Here is an 18,347-nt window from a genome sequence, read left to right as displayed (position 1 = left end):
TGATATGCGGGTCCACGAGCTGGAAGTCAAGAATTGGAACGATTCTAAATTTCCGCAGCTAAGCTTATCGCGTCGTCCAGCCGATCATCGCCCCAAAACAGCTCGTCCCCGACCAGAAAGCTGGGCGCGCCAAAAAGCCCTTTGGCCTGAGCGGTTTTTGTCTGCGCGATAAGCGCTGCTTTGATCGCCGGATTCAGGGTCTGGGAAAGTAAATCAGCGGCAAGCCCGGCTGAGCTGAGGCATCCGGCCAAAACAGCCTCATCCGCGATGTTCTGCCCTTGGGCAAATTCGGCAGAATAGACGGCGCGCACAAAGGCAGCTTTTTGCCCCTGATCTTCAATCGCCAATGTTAACCTGGCCGCTTTCAAGCCGTTCTGCGGAAAAGGATCGGGCCGGACAAATGGCAAGCCGCGCTGGGCGGTCAGGCGTTCCATATCCCGCCACATGTACCGGCCTTTTGCCGGGTACAGATTGAACGGAGAATTGTCCCACCCTTGGGCGGCAAAGATTGGCCCCAGCAGAAAAGGCTGCCATTCGACCGAGATGCCCTGGCGGGTGGCAGCCTCTTCGATACGCATCGCGCTGAGATAGGAATAGGTCGAGGCGAATTCGAACCAGAATTGAATGCTGCGCTGCATCGCTCTGGCCTCAGGTGATCGCTTCGAGCTTTTCTTTGCTCAGGTCACCGGGAACAATGGTGATTGGGATTGGCAGGCTGCCTGAGTTCTTGGTCAACTGCGTGACCAATGGGCCAGGCCCCTTCTTGTCAGTGCCCGCGCCCAGAACCAGGACACCGATATCCGTGTCGGATTGCACATGCTCGATGATCTGGGCAACCGGCTCACCCTCGCGGATGGCCAGTTCAGGATCAACGTCCTGCTTGTCGCGCATCCATTTTGCGAAAACCTCAAAATGTGCATGGATACGCTCGCGCGCTTCTTCACGCATGACTGTGGCAACGCCGATCCAATGGTTGAACTCATCCGGAGGGATGACCGACAGGATCGTTACGCCGCCGCCGGTATGGGCCGCGCGCATAGCCGCGAATCGCATCGCATTCAGGCATTCGCGACTGTCATCCAGAACCACTAGGAACTTGCGCATGGGTGTCCTCATTCATTTCCGGGGATCATGCCCGACTAGGTGCGTGCTGGCAACCAGAGCCTAACGCCCACTGGCGGCCCAGTCCCAATACAGGTCGCGTGCACGCCGGGCGATGGGACCGACCTGAAACCGGATGTCCTCCAGCGCAGTCACCGGGGTGATCTTGCTCATGTTGCCAGTCATGAATACCTCGTCGGCCCCGTAGAAATCCTCGAAACTCAGAACCGCCTCATGCACAGCCACGCCGTCGGCCCGCAGGTTTTTGATATGTCGTGCACGGGTGATGCCGGCAAGGAAGGTGCCGTTGGGGACGGGGGTAAAGACCTCGCCGTCGCGGACCATAAAGATATTGGCGGTTGCGGTTTCTGCTACGTTGCCCAATGCGTCAGCCACCAAAGCATTCGAAAACCCGTTTGCACGTACCTCGTTCAGCATCCGTGCATTGTTGGGATACAGACACCCCGCCTTGGCATTCACCACTGCTGATTCCAGTACCGGACGGCGGAATCGGGTCAGTCCCAGCGTGGCCGAGGCGGTCTCAGGCGCCATCGGAATCTCTTCTAGGCAGACAGCAAACCCGGTGCTGTTTTCCTGCGGTACGATCGCTGTCGCATCTCCGTCGATGCCCCAATACATCGGGCGGATATACACGGCCGTGTCGGGCGCATAGGCTTTAAGCCCTTCGCGCACGATCTCAACCATTTGCTCTGTGGTGACGGTGGGGGTCAGCATCAGCGCCTCGGCAGAGCGGTTCACGCGGGCGCAATGGGCATTCAGGTCCGGGGTCAGCCCGTTGAAGAACCGCGCGCCGTCAAAGACGGATGATCCCAGCCATGCGCCATGATCCGCAGCGCGCATGATCGGTGCATCCCCATCATGCCATTGCCCGTTGAAATAGGTGCGGATGTTCTTGCCGACTGCCATGACGCCCTCCCAAGCTTTGAGGCAAACCTAGGAAGGCGTTAAGGCAACGTCCAGAGCCAATCAGCCCCGTTTCGCACCAACCATGCCGACGATGTCATAGGTCTGCTGCAGGATCGGGGCCGCAATCGCGCGCGCCTTTTCTGCGCCATTGGCCAGAATGCGATCAATCTCGGCCTCTTCGCCCATCAAGCGGGCCATTTCGGTCGAGATCGGAGACAGTTTGGCAACCGCCAGATCGGCCAGCATCGGTTTGAACTCGCCAAATTGCTTGCCGCCAACGTCGGCCAGAACCTGATCCGCCGTCTGATCGCTGAGGGCGGCGTAGATATTCACCAGATTGCGGGCCTCGGGGCGGTTGTCCAAGCCATCGACTTCCGAAGGCAGAGCGTCCGGGTCGGTCTTGGCCTTTCGGATTTTCTTGGCGATCGTGTCGGCATCATCGGTCATGTTGATCCGGGTCATGTCAGAGGGGTCGGATTTGGACATCTTTTTTGACCCATCGCGCAAGCTCATGACCCGAGTTGCCGCACCTTTGATGACGGGTTCTGTCAACGGAAAAAAATCGACGCCATAGTCATGATTGAACTTAGTTGCGATGTCTCGGGTTAGTTCCAGGTGTTGCTTTTGATCATCTCCGACGGGAACATGTGTCGCGTGATATACAAGGATATCTGCGGCCATGAGCGCCGGATAGGCGAATAGGCCCAACGATGCATTCTGCGCGTTCTTGCCAGCCTTATCTTTGAACTGTGTCATGCGCTGCATCCAGCCAAGCCGGGCAACGCAGTTAAAAATCCATGCTAGTTGCGCGTGCTCAGGAACCTGGCTTTGGTTAAACAGGATCGATTTTTCGGGATCTAATCCTGATGCGATATACCCCGCGCACAGCTCACGCGTTGCGTGCTGCAACTCTTTGGGGTCCTGCCAAACGGTGATCGCGTGCAAATCGACCATACAGTAGATTGTCTGATAGTTGGACCCTTGCATCCGAACCCAGTTCCGCAATGCGCCCAAATAGTTGCCAAGGTGCAGGTTACCGGATGGCTGTGCACCGGAAAACACGCGCGGCGTGAACTTGGAATCGGTCATCGAAGGGAACTCCCGTCTGGAAAAATCAGCCCCCGTCGCTTACCCATGAGGCAAAGGGACGTCAACAGCCGCGAAAGGCCCGCCCAATGAGCAGTGAGCATTATACACCCGCCGTGAACCCTCTGCCGCCCGTGGTGGTGGCTTTGTGTGTGTTCATCATGGGGGTTGAACTGGCATTTACTCTAGGTACGCGCGGGATCATAGGGGGGCCAACTGCTGTAGGCTGGCGCCTGGACGCTTTGCAGCACTATTCGTTTTCGCCAGATATCTTTGACTGGATGATGGAAAACGGGCGCTGGCCGTTCGAGCATCTGATCCGCTTTGTCACCTATCCGTTTGTATCCGGTACGTTCACACAGGCCATCTTTGTCTGCGTCTTTGTGCTGGCCATGGGTAAAATGGTGGCCGAGGTTTTTGGCAGCGTTCAGATGCTGGTGATCTTTGTGCTGTCGGGCGTGGGTGGTGCGCTGGCTTATGCACTGTTGCTGGATCCGCGCTTTCCGCTGGTGGGTGGGTTCCCTCCGGTCTATGGGCTGATCGGAGCGTTTACGTGGATATTATGGCGCAAGCTGTCGCTGGTGGGCGCAAACCAATCCCGCGCCTTCAGCCTGATCGCCGTTTTGATGGGCATTCAGTTGTTGTTCGGCCTGCTGTTTGGCGGAACGCTGGACTGGGTGGCTGATCTGGGCGGTTTTGCCACTGGTTTTGCCCTGTCGTTCCTGGTTGCTCCGGGTGGGTGGGCGCGGATCGTCAGGCGTATTCGGCGCGACTGATCAGGATCGACGCAGAGCCTTCCTGAACTCGGAAAGTTTGAATGCACCAATCAGGTGGCCGAGCAGGAAATACGTAACTGCAGCAACGATGATCAAGCCGAGCAGTGCCAGGTAACGCCAGCCTTCCAGGGCAAAGGCCCACCCAAACAGCTCAATAGCGGCATACAGGACAGCTCCCATCCCCAGGGACGCCGCAATGATCCGCCATGCCCTGTTCTTGAACCGGTTGTCAAACTGCGCTTCTTCTCCCATTTTTCGCGCGCCCAAGGCCAGTAGTCCAACCATGGCCCATCCGGCCACCGAGGCGGCAATCGCAGGTGCGAACCATCCCACCAACGGATACAGCCCGAAAGCCAGTGCAGCGTTCACGACCATCGCAAACACTGCATAGTGAAAGGGCGAGCGTGTATCTTCACGCGCGAAATACAAAGGCTGCAACAATTTCTGCAGCATGAACGCGGGCAGGCCGATGCCATAGATCGCCACGGCAAGTGCGGTGGCGGCGGTGTCTTCGGGGGTGAACTGTCCGCGCTCGAACAGAACCGAGACCAGCTGGGTGGGGATGAGCACAAAGGCAACGGTCGACGGGATGGTCAACAGCAACGTAAACTCACCTGCGCGAGAAAACGCATCGCGGGCGCCCGATTTGTCCCCAGCGCGCAGGCGGCGAGATAGATCGGGTAACAGGACGATGCCGACGGCGATGCCCACGACGCCCAATGGCAACTGGTACAAGCGATCCGCTGCAAACAACCAGCTGACGGCCTTTTCGGTTTTCGAAGCAACCAGCTGGCCCACCACCAGATTGACCTGTGTAACCCCCATGGCCAAGGCGGCCGGAACCGCAATGCGGACCATGTTGCGCATTTCAGGGCTGAGTTTCGGCAGGCCCGGGCGGATACGGATGCCCGCACGTTCGGTTGCAATCCAGACCAGCGCTAGCTGCGCAACACCAGCGATGGGGATGACGGCGATCAGCCAACGGATGACTTCTCCGCCTGATATAGCGCCGGCGATCAGTGCTGTGCAGGCAAAGATGTTCAGTAAAATCGGCGCGGCGGCGGCAGCCGCGAAACGGCCGGTTGCGTTCAGCACGCCCGAGAACAGCGCCGCTAGCGACATGAAAAAGATGTAGGGAAAGACCACATATCCATAATCCACGGCAAGGTCGAAGCGGTCGTCACCGTAAAAGCCCTCGGCCGTCAGCCAGACCAGGCCAGGCATGAAAACCATCGCCAGCCCGACCAGCGCCAGCACCGCCACGGCCAGCAGGTTGAACGCGTCCTGTGCAAAGCCTTGCGCGTTTTCCCCGCCTTCGAGCCGTTTGGAAAACATTGGCACAAAGGCTGCGTTAAACGCACCTTCGGCAAAGAAGCGGCGGAACATGTTGGGCAGGCGAAAGGCGGCGACGAATGCATCCATTACTGGCCCGGGCCCGATGTAGGCGGTCAGCAGGATTTCCCGCAGAAAGCCCAGAATACGGCTGGCCAGGGTCCAGAACCCGACAGTGAACAGGCCTGAAAACAGCCGGATCTGTTTCATGAGACCGCGCGCTCGGCGCCTTCGGAGATGGCCTTGCGCAGCTTGGCCTCAAGCCCGCGCTGCTTGCTTTCCGAGTGATATTTCAACCCAAACATATCCTTGACGTAAAAGGTGTCCACCACTTGTTCGCCATAAGTCGCGATCACCGCATTGGCGATATAGACATTGGCGGCAGCAAGCGTTCGTGTCAGATCATAAAGCAGGCCGGGCCTGTCCCGGGTATCGACCTCGATGATCGTGTAGATCTCGGACCCGTCATTGTCGAAGATGATATGGGTCGGCACGTTAAAGGCCCGTTCGCGTTTCTTGATCTTGTCGCGTGATTTAAGGGCATCCCGCGCCACGACCTCGCCTTTAAGGGTCTTGTGGATCATCTGTGTCAGGCGCGGCAAGCGGCTGGCCTCGAACGGGTGGCCATCGGCGTCCTGAATCCAGAACGCATCGGTGACATAGCCGTCCTTGGTGGTGTAACTGCGCGCATCAACCACATTGGCCCCGACCAGCGCCAAAGCGCCTGCGATACGGGCAAAAATGCCGGGGTGATCACCCATGGCAAAGCAGGCCCGCGTCGCGTCGCGGTCTTCATCCGGGTGCAGACGGATTTCCATCGCGCCAGCATCACCGCTGCGGTCCAGCTCTTTCAGCATCTCGGCAAATTCTACATGGGTCGAAAGGTTCAGGCCCTGCCAATAGGGGTCATAGTGCCGACCCGTCTCGGTTTTGAGGGCGGCTTTGGTCCATTCCGCCAGCTCGGCCCGCAACGCCTTTTTGGCACCGGCACCGCGATTGGCCCGGTTGAGGTCTTCCATCCCGGTCTCAAGCGCGCGTTTGGTTTCGGCATGTAGCGCCCGCAGCAGGGTGGCTTTCCAGTTGTTCCAGGTGTTGGGTCCAACGCCGCGAATGTCGCAGACGGTCAACACGGTCAGTAGGTCCAACCTTTTGACTGTCTTCACGGCCTTGGCAAAGTCGCGCACCGTGCGCGGGTCGGAAATATCGCGTTTCTGCGCCATGTCCGACATCAACAAGTGATAACGCACCAACCATTCCACGGTTTCTGAATCCGATTTGTTCAGACCCAGCCGAGGTGCAATCTTTCGGGCCATCTGTGCGCCTAAAATCGAATGATCCTCGGGTCGCCCCTTAGCAATGTCATGGATCAGCAGGGCAACATACAGAACCTTGCGATTGACCCCGCCCTCCAGGATTGAAGACGCCAGCGGCAGGGATTCCCCCAACTCTCCGCGTTCAATCTGGGCCAGATTGACGATGCACTGAATGGTGTGCTCATCCACCGTATAGCTGTGGTACATGTTGAACTGCATCATCGCCACGATGTGTTCGAACTCGGGCAGAAAGGCCGACAGCACCCCCAGTTCGTTCATGCGGCGCAGGGCGCGTTCCGGGTTGCCGTGTTTCAGCATCAGGTCGAGAAAGATGCGCCGCGCCTCTTTGTCTTCGCGCATGTCGTCATCAATCAGGTTCAGGTTGGCGCTGACCAGCCGCATCGCGTCCGGGTGGATCAGCATGCCGGTGCGCAGACCTTCCTCGAACAGGCGCAGAAGGTTTAGCTTGTCCGCCAGAAACTTGTTCGGGTCGGCTACGTCCAGACGTCCATGGACGACTTTGTATCCGGCTTTGATCCTGGGGCGGCGGCGGAAAATACGCTCTAGCAGAGGCGCGCCTTTCATATGCGTCGCCTCGAGTTTGGTCAGGAAGATGCGCGTCAGCTCGCCAACCTTCGTGGCCTCGCGGAAATAGCGCTGCATAAACACTTCGACCGCCCGACGACCCGCCCGGTCTTCGTATCCCATTCGGGAAGCAACCTCGACCTGCATGTCAAAAGACAGTTGTTCGGTTGCGCGCCCGGTCACCAGATGCAAATGCGAGCGAACGGCCCACAGGAAATCCTCGGCTTCCACAAAAGTGCTGAATTCCTCGGGGGTGAACAGACCCAGCGGTACCAACTCGGCCACGTCCTGAACGCCGTAAATATATTTGGCAATCCAGTAGAGCGATTGCAGGTCGCGCAATCCGCCTTTGCCCTCTTTTACGTTGGGCTCGACCATATACCGCTCGCCCTGTTTCAGATGGCGCGCGTCGCGTTCCTGCAGCTTGGCCTCGATGAACTGGCGCTCAGTGCCTTTGAACAGATCGTCTTTCAGGCGCGTTTCCAACTCATTTGCCAGATCGGCGTCGCCAGCCAAATAGCGCTGTTCCAACATCGCGGTGCGAATGGTAAAATCCTCGGATCCCAGGCGCAGGCAATCCTTGATGGTGCGCGAAGAATGCCCGACCTTCAGCCGCAGATCCCACAGGATATACAACATGGATTCGATCACACTCTCGGCCCAGGCAGTGATCTTGTAGGGGGTCAGAAACAGCAGATCGACATCCGAGGACGGGGCCATTTCCCCACGCCCATAGCCGCCCACTGCCAGCACGGCCATTTTTTCTCCCTGTGTCGGCGTGGCCAGCGGGTGAAGCTCGCGACTGGCCACTTGCATCGCGGTGCAGACCAGCCCGTCGGTCAGGTAGGTATAGGAATGGGTCAGCCGCCGCGCATCAAATGGATCGCGGACAAAGGCATCGGCGATTGCCTGACGACCGGATTTCTGGACGTTGCGCAAAATCCGCACGGTTTCGCCGCGCCGTTCGGCGTTATCAGATGTCTTGTCGAAGGCCTCTGACAGCTGTGCCATAACGGCTGCGCAGTCAAAGATTTCTTCGGGCTGGCAAATCAGGTCACCCCTTGGGATGAGTGTCAGAGCCAGCCGATCAGAATCCGGCGCCAGAGAAGCTTTGTGGGGCAGGGTCAATCACAACCACCTGTTTGTTCTGGATCGTGGCAATGGCCAGACCACGTTCATTCGTACCGTTGGGTCGCAGACGGAAGATACCGCCAACGCCCTGAAAACCGGCGTTCTGAGTTAGGGCAGATGCTGTCAGAGCGTCGGATTTGCCCTGGCTGACCAAGGCAGCAATCGCGGCTATGCCATCATAGGCTAGGCCACTGATCGGATGTGGTGCCTCGCCATATGTGTTGTTGTACCGCTGACGATAAGCCTGTGCCTTGGATGGGTCCGGCAATGCGAACCAGCCACCCTGAACGCCTGGCAGTTCCAGTGTCTGGGCCGGGATGTCCCAGCGAGTCAGGCCCATATATTGCGTGGTTGCCGGGGAAACGCCTGCTTCTGGTAGAAGCTGGGAATACAGCGGCAACGCCCCTGCAGTGGTCGAAGTCAGAAAGATCGAATCCGCCCCCGAGGACGCCACAGTAGCCTTGATTGTCGGCACCGAGTTGATGACCCCCTGCTGAGAGCGGTCATAGCCGACCGTGCCTGCATTACCCACTCGGCTGTTGCTCAGCGCGGTTGCAATAGCCGATTGTCCAAGCCGCCCGGCGGCATCGTTGCTATGCACGATGACCGTTCCGGTCTTGCCGCGCGAACCGGCATAGTTGACCAACCGGTTGGCGGTGTTTCCAAAAGTGGGGCCAAGCACGAAGACATTGCCGCCTGCGATGCTGGTATTGTTCGAAAACGACAGCAGGTTGACCTTGTTGTTCAGTACCGCAAGACCAGCTGAGTTTGCCGCCTGGGCGTAGACCGGACCGATGATTATCTTTGCACCGTCTGCCACGGCTTGCTGCGCGACTGTTGCGGCGGTACCCGAATTGCCCCGGGTGTCGTAGACCCGCAAATCAATCTGTACATTCTGCAGATCGGACATCGCCAGGCGGGCTGCGTTTTCAAGGCTGCGCGCCAGTTCAGCGTCCCCGGAATTTCCAGATCCAGCCGGAACCAGCAAAGCAACCGGTACAGGTTTTGAAGTGTTGATCGACGGGCCTCCGCCGATACTGCTGACGTCACACGCCGTCAGAATGGTCGCGGTGGCCAAGACGGCGGCTGCACGCGCCAACTTGCGAACGGGCTTGCAAACGGTAAACATCTAAATGAAAACTCCCTGATCCGGCGGCTTGGGATGCTGCCATTATTTGCGCCGCGATAATAGACGTCACGCTGTGAGGGTCCAGCTTTGAATTTTCAAAAAGTCAAATTGGGCACGGGCCTGTATTTTGTTGCCACTCCGATCGGGGCGGCGCGCGACATTACGCTCAGGGCGCTAGACGTGTTGGCGTCGGCGGACATGATCGCCGCCGAAGACACGCGCAGCCTGCGCCGGTTGATGGAGATTCACGGCGTTCCGCTCGAGGGGCGCCGCATTCTTGCCTATCACGATCACAGCGGTGCAGGCGCCCGCGGCAAAATCCTGGACGCGCTGGCTGAGGGGAAATCGGTGGCCTATGCGTCTGAGGCCGGAATGCCTCTGATTGCGGACCCGGGCTATGATCTGGGGCGGCAAGCGGCCGAGGCGGGGCATATGGTCACCTGCGCGCCGGGGCCCTCCGCCGCGCTGATGGCGCTGACGCTGGCTGGTTTGCCGACGGATGCCTTTTTCTTTGCCGGGTTTTTGCCCAATGCCTCGGGCGCGCGCCGGACGCGGATCGAGACGCTGCGAGATGTGCCTGGGACGTTGGTATTTTATGAATCTCCGAAACGTGTAGCGTCCTGTCTGTCGGATCTGGCTGAGGTTCTAGGGGAAAACAGGCAGGCCGCGATGTGCCGCGAATTAACCAAGAAATTCGAAGAAGTTCGGCGCGGGTCGCTGGCAGACCTGGCAGAAGAATTGGCGAGTCAGACGGTCAAAGGCGAAATTGTTCTGCTGGTAGACCGTGGCGCTTCGGAAACTGTTAACGATTCAGACATAGAAGAGGCTTTGATACGCGCCCTGGAAACTCATTCAGTACGCGATGCGGCGGATTTGGTGTCGCAGATGTATAAACTGCCGCGTCGACCGATCTATCAGAAGGCGCTGAAACTCGGGAAAGGGTAAGATGACCTCACGCACTGTCCGAAGTTCGGTTTCTTATCATGCGGGTCAGGCGGCGGAACAGCAGGTTGCGGCAGATTACGAGCGGCGGGGATATTCCATAGCACATCGCCGTTGGCGCGGGGCAGGGGGCGAGATTGATCTGATCGTCCGCAACGGCGACGGATTGGTTTTCGTCGAGGTCAAGAAAAGCACAAGCTTTGAGATGGCTGCTGCCCGGATCAAACGGCGCCAGATGGACCGTATCTGTGCCTCGGCCGCCCAATTTCTGGAAGAAGAACCCAACGGTCAGCTGACAAATGTTCGGTTTGATGCGGCTTTGGTGGATGCGTTCGGCGCGGTGCAAATCATCGAAAACGCCTTTGATCAGGTCTGACCCCATTGAACCCCCGGCCTGGCTGGGCCATGTATCTGGCGTGAAACTGAGGGACACGCCATGAAAATTGCCTTTCAGATGGACCCGATCGGGGCCGTGGATATCAATGCCGACAGCTCATTCCGTCTGGCCGAAGAGGCACAGGCGCGCGGGCATACGCTGTTCTTCTACAGCCCTGACAAACTGGCTTATCAGGAGGGCCGGATCACGGCCCGCGGCCACGATATGACGGTGCAGCGCGTGGCCGGAAACCCGGCAGAATTGGGGCCCGAGCGCGAGGTTGATCTGGCCGAGTTCGACGTGGTCTGGCTGCGTCAGGATCCCCCGTTTGACATGCACTATATCACTTCTACCCACCTGCTGGACCGGCTTAAGGGACAGGCGCTGGTGGTAAATGATCCATTCTGGGTTCGGAACTATCCCGAAAAACTCCTGGTGCTGGATTTCCCTGATCTGACGCCACCGACAACCATCGCCCGCGATCTGCAGACGATTAAGGCGTTCAAAGAAAAGCACGGCGATATTATCCTGAAACCGCTTTATGGAAATGGCGGTGCGGGGGTGTTCCGGTTGGATGGCAACGACCGGAACCTGACGTCTTTGCACGAATTGTTCACCGGGTTTTCGCGCGAACCTCTGATCGTTCAGAAATTCCTGCCCGATGTCAGCAATGGCGACAAACGGGTCATTCTGGTGGACGGTCAGGCTGTGGGTGCAATCAACCGTGTTCCCGCCAAAGGTGAAACACGATCCAACATGCATGTGGGGGGACGGCCCGAAAAGGTTGGTCTGACGGATCGCGATCTTGAGATTTGCGCAGCCATTGGACCTTTGTTGAAGGAAAAAGGGCAGGTTTTTGTTGGTATCGATGTAATCGGCGATTACCTGACCGAGATTAACGTGACTTCGCCAACCGGAATTCAGGAATTGGAACGGTTTGATGGCGTGAACATCGCGGAAAAGATTTGGCAGGCCATCGAAGCCAGGCTTTAAGATGCAATATTGGCGCTGATGCGAAAGCTCAGAGCCTCGGCCACATGGGGTCTTCGGACATCTGATGCGCCGTCCAGATCGGCGATGGTGCGCGCGACCCGCAAGATGCGGTGAAAGGCGCGCGCTGACAAACCAAATTTCTCAGCCGCTTTCAACAGCAGCTCTTTTCCTTCGGCATCCGGCGCGGCGATTTCTTCCAGCACATTGCCCTCAACATCCGCATTCTGGCGCGCCGACGTTTCAGTGTATCTTTGCGCTTGAACCGCACGCGCCTGCTCGACACGCGCGGCAACCGTGGCCGAACTGTCCCCGGATGGAGGCAGGTCAAGGTCGGTGAACCCGACCGGAGGCACCTCGATCCTCAGGTCGAACCGATCTATCAGCGGGCCTGAAATGCGCCCCAGATAATCCTCGCCGCAGACCGGCGCACGCGAGCAGGCCCGCGCCGGATCTGTCAAGTAGCCGCATTTGCAGGGGTTGGCGGCGGCAACCAGCATAAAGCGGCAGGGGTATTTCACATGCGCATTGGCACGTGCAATCATCACCTCTCCGGTTTCGATGGGTTGGCGCAGGGTTTCCAGAACGGTCCGTGGAAATTCGGGAAATTCGTCCATGAACAAAACCCCGTTATGGGCCAATGAGATTTCTCCTGGTTTGGCTCCTTTCCCTCCACCAACAATGGCCGCCATCGATGCCGTATGATGCGGCTCGCGAAATGGTCTGGTGCGGCTGATGCCGCCTTCGTCAAGCAGGCCGCACAGGGATTGGATCATCGAGGTTTCAAGCGCCTCGGTCGGTGTCAGCGGCGGCAATATCCCCGGCAGGCGCGCGGCCAGCATGGATTTCCCGGACCCCGGCGTGCCGATCATCATCAGGTGGTGCCGCCCTGCGGCGGCAATCTCCAACGCGCGTTTCGCCCGTTCCTGCCCTTTGACATCGCGCAGGTCGCGGGTGCTGGGGGATAGGTTGACCTCGCCGGGCAGGGCAGCGGGCAAAGGGGCTTGGCCCGAGAAGTGGCGGACAACATCGCCCAAAGATTCAGCGCCGATCACCTGAGTAGCGTCAACCCAAGCCGCCTCGGCGCTGGAGGCCCGAGGGCACAGCAGGGTTCGGTCCTCGGCCGCGGCGGTCATCGCGGCAGGAAGCGCCCCGACAACAGGCACAAGAGACCCGTCCAGTGACAATTCCCCCAGTGAAACGGCCCCTTCAGCCGCGTCCTTGGGAATGATTTCCAGGGCTGACAGCAGAGCAACCGCAATGGGCAGGTCGAAATGGCTGCCTTCTTTGGGCAGGTCAGCGGGGGATAGGTTGATGGTGATACGCTTTGACGGCAGGGCAATGGCCATCGAGCTTAGCGCGCTTCGGACGCGATCGCGGGCCTCTGAAACTGCTTTGTCGGGCAGGCCGACGATGGAAAAGGCAGGCAACCCCGGTGAAACCGCGCATTGCACCTCGACCGGGCGGGCGTCGACACCTTGAAAGGCGACTGTATGAGAACGAGCGACCATGAACGACCTGCTTGGTTAACAGGTCGTTACTGGCACGCCGCCGGTTTAGGAATCGTTAACGGCGCTGACCATCTGAGTGAATTTCGGCCATGCCTCCGGATCGGCGAGGGTTTTATCGCGGCAGAACCGATTGCAGAATCCCCAGCGCTGACCGTCCAGGTCCAGAAAATCTGTGACGGGCTCTCCGGAATAGGGGCAGGTCTGGTTGACCGAGGGACCGCTCTGGGCGGCCACAGCAGACGATGCCCTGCCGATTGGCCAGGGATCCGATTGAAGGTCCAGCGAATACGGGAAAGGGTCGTACTGGACTGTCAGACCCATTGCACGCCACTGCCTGACAACCGGATCCGACAGGAGGGTCAGGCAATAGTCCCGGTTGGCGTCCGAAACAGGCAGCCCATAACCGATGATCCGCGCAGCAACGGGCGTGTAAAACACATCCACCAAAGAATATGTACCGAACAAAGGGCCGGTGTTCGCCCCAGACACTTGGCGCGCATGATCCCAAAGGGTTTCGATCCGGCGCAGGTCAGCAAGCGTTTCGGCCGCCGGTTCGAACCCCTTCCAACTATGAAGCAGCTGCATCGCGCATTCCCCGCGCAGGGCTGAAAACCCGGCCACCATCTCGGTGCAAAGCCACCGTGCAGTGGCGCGGGCAGCCGCGTCAGAGGGCCACAATCCGACCTGTGGGTGGCGCTCAGCCAAGGTCTCGGCCATGGCAAGGCTTTCACCAACCACAGTTCCGTCTGGCAGGCGCAGAGCAGGCACCAGACGCGCCGGGAACAGGGGTTTCATATCCTCGGCCATAGTGCCTGAATAAAGGCCGATCATGTGGTTTCGATAGGGCAGGTCGAACTTTTCCAGCATCAACCAACCACGCAAGGACCAACTGGAAAACAGGCGGTCTCCGATAAACAAATCATAGGTCATGGGTCTAGGATGACTCAGGCTATTCAATCCGTAAAACAGAGATTTGTGCGCGGCCTGATCACGGGCAGTGATTGATCCGACCGACCGACCAACGGTCGCCGTGATGAGTAATCTCAGTCACGGAAAGATTGTCGATCCGGTGGCCGAAAGCCTCTTGCGCGTCCACATCCATGGCACGCTGGACCTGTGTCAGGATGACGCCGAAATGGGCAACAATGATCAGGTCCTGGCCGGTGTGATCGCCAATCAACCTGTCAATAACCGCGTTGACGCGGGCTCGGACTTCATTCCAGCTTTCGCCGTTTGGCGGGCGAACTTCACCGGGATTGTCCCAGTAGGCGAAGGTTAGTTCGGGGTCTTCGGCCTCGATTTCCTCGAAGCCCCGCAATTCCCAACTGCCAAAATTGATCTCACGCAGGTCGGGGTGGTGGGGCAGGCGGTGCCGGGTGCCCTGTACCGCCGAAGCCGTGTCAGCGGCACGGCACAGGTCGGATGAGATCAACAACCCGTTGGCCGGCAGGTAGCTTTGTAGCCGACCAATGGCGGCGTGGTCGCTTAGGTCAGCAGGCAGATCGGACCAGCCGACCATGGTTTTGGCATGGGTCGGACCATGCCTGACTAGATGCAGACGCGTCATGGCAGTTGCCCTTTCAACACCACAGGAAGCCCGGCGGTAACCTGAACCACCAGATCAGCCTGCGCGGCGAGCGCGATGTTCAAGCGGCCTTGCGCCTCGCGGAACTGACGAGACAGGGCGTTGCCCGGGACGATCCCGTGGCCAACCTCGTTCGAGACGATGACGACCGGGGCAGGACAGTCTCGTAACGCATCAAGCAGTGCTGTCTGGGCCTGCTGCAGGTCGTGTTCCGCCAGCAGGTGATTGGTTAGCCACATGGTAGCACAATCTATCAGACAGATCTGATCCTGGGTCAGCTCGGCCAGGGGTGCGCCAAGGTCCAGGGGGGCCTCGATCGTGTCCCAACCGCTGCCGCGCTGTGAGATATGGCGGTTAACCTTATCGCGCATCTCATCATCAAACACTTGTGATGTGGCCAGATAAACGCGGCTTTTACTTGATGAAACAACAAGTTGCTCGGCGAATGCCGATTTGCCTGAGGCTGCTCCGCCCAGCACAAAGGTTAAATCCGAACCCACGATCATTACCTTTTAAGTGATCCACCTGGTGTTGTTCTGCGTATCGACCATGGGTCGGCAAGGCAAGCCCGGGCCGCGCCAGCGAAAAAGGGAGATTTCCATGGCACTGGACAGCGCAAACGATTTCTCGATGTCGCGCAGGGCGATGAAGGCCGAGTTACTGGATGCAGAAACCGAGTTGAAGCTGGCCTATGCCTGGCGTGACCAGCGTGATGAAAAGGCGCTTCACCGGTTGATCACGGCCTATATGCGGTTGGCAATTTCGATGGCGGCCAAGTTCAAACGTTACGGCGCGCCGATGAATGATCTGATCCAAGAGGCCGGATTGGGTCTGATGAAGGCCGCTGACAAATTTGACCCGGATCGCGGGGTTCGGTTCTCGACCTACGCCGTCTGGTGGATCAAGGCGAGTATCCAGGACTATGTAATGCGAAACTGGTCAATGGTTCGGACCGGGTCCACCTCTGCCCAGAAATCCCTGTTTTTCAACATGCGTCGCGTCCAGGCCCGGCTTGAACGCGAAGCGGCCACTGATGGGATGGCGCTGGACCGTCACCAGTTGCACCAGATGATAGCAGCCGAGATCGGTGTTCCGTTGCGCGACGTTGAGATGATGCAAGGCCGGCTGGCAGGGTCGGATTTCTCGTTGAACGCTGTGCAATCCACGGATGAAGACGGGCGCGAATGGATCGACGCGTTAGAGGATGACCGGGAACAGGCCGCTGAAACCGTTGAAAACAAGCACGACACCGAACAGTTGCGCGAATGGTTGGTGATGGCGATGCAAGCCCTCAACGACCGAGAGCGCTTCATCGTGCGCGAACGCAAGCTGCGTGAACCGGTGCGCACACTGGAAAGCCTGGGTCAGGAACTGGGCCTGTCGAAAGAGAGGGTGCGTCAGCTTGAAGCCGCGGCTTTTGCAAAAATGCGTAAGAACCTTGAAGCTCAATCGCGCGAGGTGCAACACTTCATCGCATGAAACAGATTGCGATTCTGATGTGTACGCTGATGGTTATGGCTGGGTCCGGTCATGCCGATGACCTGATCCCTGACGATGTCGCGGCCGCGATGCGAATGGCAGACGTTGTTTTGTTGGGCGAAACCCATGACAATCGCCGCCATCATCTGGTTCAGGAACAGGCGATTACATTGATCGACCCCTCCGCCGTGGTCTGGGAAATGGTCACCGAGGAAGGCGCGCAGCGCCTGGCGCAAAAAGCGGCGTCCGATCCCGAAGAACTGTCACGCATCCTGCGTTGGGCGGAATCCGGCTGGCCCCCTCTCAGCCTGTATTACCCGATCTTTCAGGCCACGGATGCGCCGGTCTATGGCGCAATGGTCCCGCGTAAGGCAGCGCGTACAGCGATGGAACGTGGCGCTGCAACTGCGCTAGGCGCTGACGCAGCGCGATTTGGGTTGACCGTACCTCTGTCAAAGGCGGAACAGGCGGCGCGCGAGGCTGACCAGATGGCGGCGCATTGCGATGCGTTGCCGGAAAGCGCTCTGCCGCAGCTGGTTGCGATCCAAAGGTTGCGCGATGCGGTGCTGGCACGGGCCATATTGCGTGCCGTTGACGAAACTGGTGGCCCGGTTGCAGTTATCACCGGAAATGGCCACGCACGAAAGGACCGCGGTATTCCGACATTCCTGTCGCGTCTGCGTCCGGGTCTTAAAGTGTATGTCCTGGGTCAGTCTGAAGACGGTACGATCCAAGGGGACTATGATGCAGTCATCGACAGCCCGACCGCGGACCGAGAAGACCCCTGCCTGGCCTTTCAACCGCAGAATTAACCGCTGGAACTGTCGGGCGCGCTTGCCTAATGTCGGGGCCGACCGAGACGGGAAGGGCACAACATGCTGGCATCGAAACGGATTCTGCTGATCATTGGTGGCGGTATTGCTGCCTATAAGTCACTGGATCTGATCCGGCGACTGAAGGAACGCGGCGCCGCCGTTACGCCGGTCCTGACCCGCGCAGCAGAAGAATTCGTGACACCTCTGTCTGTTGCCGCGCTGGCCGGCGAGAAGGCCTATCGCGATCTGTTCGATCTGACCGATGAGGCCGAGATGGGGCATATCCAGTTGTCCCGCTCTGCGGATCTTGTCGTGGTCGCTCCGGCGACTGCGGATTTAATGGGCAAAATGGCGGGAGGGTTGGCGAATGATCTGGCCTCGACCCTGCTGATGGCGACGGACACACCGGTTCTGTGTGCGCCTGCGATGAATGTCCGCATGTGGGATCACCCGGCGACGCAGCGCAATCTGAAACAGCTGCAGGCGGACGGCATTCGTTTTGTCGGGCCGAACGAAGGCGACATGGCCTGTGGCGAATATGGTCCGGGCCGCATGTCGGAGCCGCTTGAGATCGTCGCCGCGATTGAGGCATCGCTGGGCAGCGGACCGCTCAGCGGTAAACGCATTCTTGTGACCTCGGGTCCCACGCACGAGCCGATTGACCCGGTGCGCTATATCGCGAACCGCTCATCCGGGGCGCAGGGCACAGCGATTGCACGTGCTCTGTCTGCGTTGGGTGCAGAGGTTGTGTTTGTGACCGGACCTGCTGAGGTTCCCGCACCCGATGGGGTCGAGGTTGTGCGGGTTGAAACAGCCCAGCAGATGTCAGACGCGGTGGATGCAGCATTGCCTGTCGATGCCGGGGTATTTGCCGCCGCCGTGGCGGATTGGCGGGTGGCCAGCGCGTCGGACCGCAAGCTGAAAAAGACGCGCGACGGTCTTCCGGCACTGGATTTTGCTGAAAACCCGGACATTCTGAAGCGGGTCGCCAAGCTGGACGATGGACGCCCCGCGCTAGTTGTTGGCTTTGCTGCGGAAACCGACAACGTGATCGAACATGCGACCGCCAAACGCGAGCGCAAAGAGTGCGACTGGATCGTTGCCAATGATGTCAGCCCTGCGACCGGGATAATGGGAGGGGCCGAAAACGCGGTGATCCTGATTTCCGACGATGGGGCCGAGGAATGGCCACGCATGGGCAAAGACGCAGTGGCCGAAAAACTGGCACGCAAGATTTCCGACGCGTTGGCCGGTTAGACAAGAGGATAT

General features: G+C 58.9%; 18 protein-coding genes. 7 read left to right on the top strand and 11 right to left on the bottom strand.

Going from position 1 to position 18,347, the window contains the following annotated elements; all coding sequences use genetic code 11:
• Positions 1-44 precede the first annotated feature (44 nt).
• The 4 genes from AC2FH9_RS10970 to trpS are packed head-to-tail and all read right to left on the bottom strand — an operon-like array spanning position 45 to position 3,117.
• Complete coding sequence (locus tag AC2FH9_RS10970; protein ID WP_496871532.1) at positions 45-638, bottom strand: 2-hydroxychromene-2-carboxylate isomerase; 594 nt, start codon at positions 636-638, stop codon at positions 45-47.
• A gap of 10 nt (positions 639-648) precedes the next feature.
• Positions 649-1,104, bottom strand: coding sequence for a universal stress protein (locus AC2FH9_RS10965; protein WP_496785943.1), 456 nt, complete (start codon positions 1,102-1,104; stop codon positions 649-651).
• 60 nt (positions 1,105-1,164) lie between these two features.
• Positions 1,165-2,028: a branched-chain amino acid aminotransferase gene (locus AC2FH9_RS10960; RefSeq protein WP_496871531.1), complete on the bottom strand. Its 864-nt coding sequence runs from the start codon at positions 2,026-2,028 to the stop codon at positions 1,165-1,167.
• Positions 2,029-2,088: 60 nt separating this feature from the next.
• Positions 2,089-3,117 (bottom strand): tryptophan--tRNA ligase, encoded by a 1,029-nt coding sequence (trpS, locus tag AC2FH9_RS10955; RefSeq protein WP_496696396.1) that lies wholly within the window; start codon positions 3,115-3,117, stop codon positions 2,089-2,091.
• An 86-nt stretch (positions 3,118-3,203) separates the two neighbouring features.
• Between trpS and AC2FH9_RS10950 the strand changes: the two genes are divergently transcribed.
• Entirely contained in the window at positions 3,204-3,890 is a 687-nt protein-coding gene (locus AC2FH9_RS10950; protein ID WP_496871529.1) for a rhomboid family intramembrane serine protease, read from the top strand.
• Here the strand turns inward: AC2FH9_RS10950 and murJ are convergent, their stop codons facing one another.
• The 3 genes from murJ to AC2FH9_RS10935 are packed head-to-tail and all read right to left on the bottom strand — an operon-like array spanning position 3,891 to position 9,380.
• The gene (gene murJ, locus AC2FH9_RS10945) at positions 3,891-5,432 is read right to left on the bottom strand and encodes a murein biosynthesis integral membrane protein MurJ (RefSeq protein ID WP_496871527.1); all 1,542 of its coding nucleotides are present in this window, start codon (positions 5,430-5,432) and stop codon (positions 3,891-3,893) included. It lies immediately after the preceding gene.
• The gene (locus AC2FH9_RS10940) at positions 5,429-8,248 is read right to left on the bottom strand and encodes a [protein-PII] uridylyltransferase (protein ID WP_496871525.1); all 2,820 of its coding nucleotides are present in this window, start codon (positions 8,246-8,248) and stop codon (positions 5,429-5,431) included. Before AC2FH9_RS10940 ends, murJ begins: the two co-directional genes overlap by 4 nt.
• On the bottom strand, positions 8,208-9,380 hold the full coding sequence (locus AC2FH9_RS10935; protein ID WP_496696388.1) for a penicillin-binding protein activator: 1,173 nt from the start codon (positions 9,378-9,380) through the stop codon (positions 8,208-8,210). The genes AC2FH9_RS10940 and AC2FH9_RS10935 overlap by 41 nt, the downstream gene beginning before the upstream one ends.
• Before the next feature lie 87 nt (positions 9,381-9,467).
• Between AC2FH9_RS10935 and rsmI the strand changes: the two genes are divergently transcribed.
• Genes rsmI through gshB form a run of 3 tightly spaced genes read left to right on the top strand, consistent with a single transcriptional unit; the run spans position 9,468 to position 11,691 of the window.
• Complete coding sequence (gene rsmI, locus AC2FH9_RS10930; protein ID WP_496696387.1) at positions 9,468-10,325, top strand: 16S rRNA (cytidine(1402)-2'-O)-methyltransferase; 858 nt, start codon at positions 9,468-9,470, stop codon at positions 10,323-10,325.
• Between the two features lies 1 nt (position 10,326).
• Positions 10,327-10,698, top strand: coding sequence for a YraN family protein (locus AC2FH9_RS10925; RefSeq protein ID WP_496750025.1), 372 nt, complete (start codon positions 10,327-10,329; stop codon positions 10,696-10,698).
• 60 nt (positions 10,699-10,758) lie between these two features.
• Positions 10,759-11,691 (top strand): glutathione synthase, encoded by a 933-nt coding sequence (gshB, locus tag AC2FH9_RS10920; RefSeq protein WP_281995201.1) that lies wholly within the window; start codon positions 10,759-10,761, stop codon positions 11,689-11,691.
• On the opposite strand, the gene AC2FH9_RS10915 is transcribed toward gshB, so the two are convergent.
• Genes AC2FH9_RS10915 through cobU form a run of 4 tightly spaced genes read right to left on the bottom strand, consistent with a single transcriptional unit; the run spans position 11,688 to position 15,284 of the window.
• Positions 11,688-13,199, bottom strand: coding sequence for a YifB family Mg chelatase-like AAA ATPase (locus AC2FH9_RS10915; protein WP_496871524.1), 1,512 nt, complete (start codon positions 13,197-13,199; stop codon positions 11,688-11,690). The genes gshB and AC2FH9_RS10915 overlap by 4 nt on opposite strands.
• A 45-nt stretch (positions 13,200-13,244) precedes the next feature.
• Positions 13,245-14,129, bottom strand: coding sequence for a glutathione S-transferase N-terminal domain-containing protein (locus tag AC2FH9_RS10910; RefSeq protein ID WP_496871522.1), 885 nt, complete (start codon positions 14,127-14,129; stop codon positions 13,245-13,247).
• Positions 14,130-14,187: 58 nt separating this feature from the next.
• Positions 14,188-14,766 carry a histidine phosphatase family protein gene (locus AC2FH9_RS10905; protein WP_496691771.1) on the bottom strand — a complete coding sequence of 193 codons (579 nt, stop codon included), beginning with the start codon at positions 14,764-14,766 and terminating at the stop codon, positions 14,188-14,190.
• Positions 14,763-15,284 carry a bifunctional adenosylcobinamide kinase/adenosylcobinamide-phosphate guanylyltransferase gene (gene cobU, locus AC2FH9_RS10900; protein ID WP_496750028.1) on the bottom strand — a complete coding sequence of 174 codons (522 nt, stop codon included), beginning with the start codon at positions 15,282-15,284 and terminating at the stop codon, positions 14,763-14,765. The genes AC2FH9_RS10905 and cobU overlap by 4 nt, the downstream gene beginning before the upstream one ends.
• A gap of 100 nt (positions 15,285-15,384) precedes the next feature.
• On the opposite strand from cobU, the gene AC2FH9_RS10895 reads away from it, so the two are divergent.
• From AC2FH9_RS10895 to coaBC, 3 genes are all read left to right on the top strand, one after another.
• On the top strand, positions 15,385-16,263 hold the full coding sequence (locus AC2FH9_RS10895) for an RNA polymerase factor sigma-32 (RefSeq protein ID WP_496871520.1): 879 nt from the start codon (positions 15,385-15,387) through the stop codon (positions 16,261-16,263).
• Complete coding sequence (locus AC2FH9_RS10890) at positions 16,260-17,075, top strand: ChaN family lipoprotein (protein ID WP_496750029.1); 816 nt, start codon at positions 16,260-16,262, stop codon at positions 17,073-17,075. Before AC2FH9_RS10895 ends, AC2FH9_RS10890 begins: the two co-directional genes overlap by 4 nt.
• A 63-nt stretch (positions 17,076-17,138) precedes the next feature.
• Positions 17,139-18,335 (top strand): bifunctional phosphopantothenoylcysteine decarboxylase/phosphopantothenate--cysteine ligase CoaBC, encoded by a 1,197-nt coding sequence (gene coaBC / locus AC2FH9_RS10885; RefSeq protein ID WP_496696376.1) that lies wholly within the window; start codon positions 17,139-17,141, stop codon positions 18,333-18,335.
• The last annotated feature ends 12 nt before the right edge of the window (positions 18,336-18,347 follow it).

The sequence above is a fragment of the Ruegeria sp. CDSC081 genome (assembly GCF_059610485.1).
The sequence above is the reverse complement of the archived record's forward strand: the minus strand, read 5'-3'. Positions and strand labels throughout refer to the sequence as shown.

What these genes read in the sequence shown, in the direction of transcription:
- AC2FH9_RS10970 (WP_496871532.1), bottom strand. Translation starts at nt 638, where the DNA reads ATGCAGCGCAGCATTCAATTCTGGTTCGAATTCGCCTCGACCTATTCC.
- AC2FH9_RS10965 (WP_496785943.1), bottom strand. Translation starts at nt 1,104, where the DNA reads ATGCGCAAGTTCCTAGTGGTTCTGGATGACAGTCGCGAATGCCTGAAT.
- AC2FH9_RS10960 (WP_496871531.1), bottom strand. Translation starts at nt 2,028, where the DNA reads ATGGCAGTCGGCAAGAACATCCGCACCTATTTCAACGGGCAATGGCAT.
- trpS (WP_496696396.1), bottom strand. Translation starts at nt 3,117, where the DNA reads ATGACCGATTCCAAGTTCACGCCGCGCGTGTTTTCCGGTGCACAGCCA.
- AC2FH9_RS10950 (WP_496871529.1), top strand. Translation starts at nt 3,204, where the DNA reads ATGAGCAGTGAGCATTATACACCCGCCGTGAACCCTCTGCCGCCCGTG.
- murJ (WP_496871527.1), bottom strand. Translation starts at nt 5,432, where the DNA reads ATGAAACAGATCCGGCTGTTTTCAGGCCTGTTCACTGTCGGGTTCTGG.
- AC2FH9_RS10935 (WP_496696388.1), bottom strand. Translation starts at nt 9,380, where the DNA reads ATGTTTACCGTTTGCAAGCCCGTTCGCAAGTTGGCGCGTGCAGCCGCC.
- AC2FH9_RS10925 (WP_496750025.1), top strand. Translation starts at nt 10,327, where the DNA reads ATGACCTCACGCACTGTCCGAAGTTCGGTTTCTTATCATGCGGGTCAG.
- gshB (WP_281995201.1), top strand. Translation starts at nt 10,759, where the DNA reads ATGAAAATTGCCTTTCAGATGGACCCGATCGGGGCCGTGGATATCAAT.
- AC2FH9_RS10915 (WP_496871524.1), bottom strand. Translation starts at nt 13,199, where the DNA reads ATGGTCGCTCGTTCTCATACAGTCGCCTTTCAAGGTGTCGACGCCCGC.
- AC2FH9_RS10910 (WP_496871522.1), bottom strand. Translation starts at nt 14,129, where the DNA reads ATGACCTATGATTTGTTTATCGGAGACCGCCTGTTTTCCAGTTGGTCC.
- AC2FH9_RS10905 (WP_496691771.1), bottom strand. Translation starts at nt 14,766, where the DNA reads ATGACGCGTCTGCATCTAGTCAGGCATGGTCCGACCCATGCCAAAACC.
- AC2FH9_RS10895 (WP_496871520.1), top strand. Translation starts at nt 15,385, where the DNA reads ATGGCACTGGACAGCGCAAACGATTTCTCGATGTCGCGCAGGGCGATG.
- AC2FH9_RS10890 (WP_496750029.1), top strand. Translation starts at nt 16,260, where the DNA reads ATGAAACAGATTGCGATTCTGATGTGTACGCTGATGGTTATGGCTGGG.
- coaBC (WP_496696376.1), top strand. Translation starts at nt 17,139, where the DNA reads ATGCTGGCATCGAAACGGATTCTGCTGATCATTGGTGGCGGTATTGCT.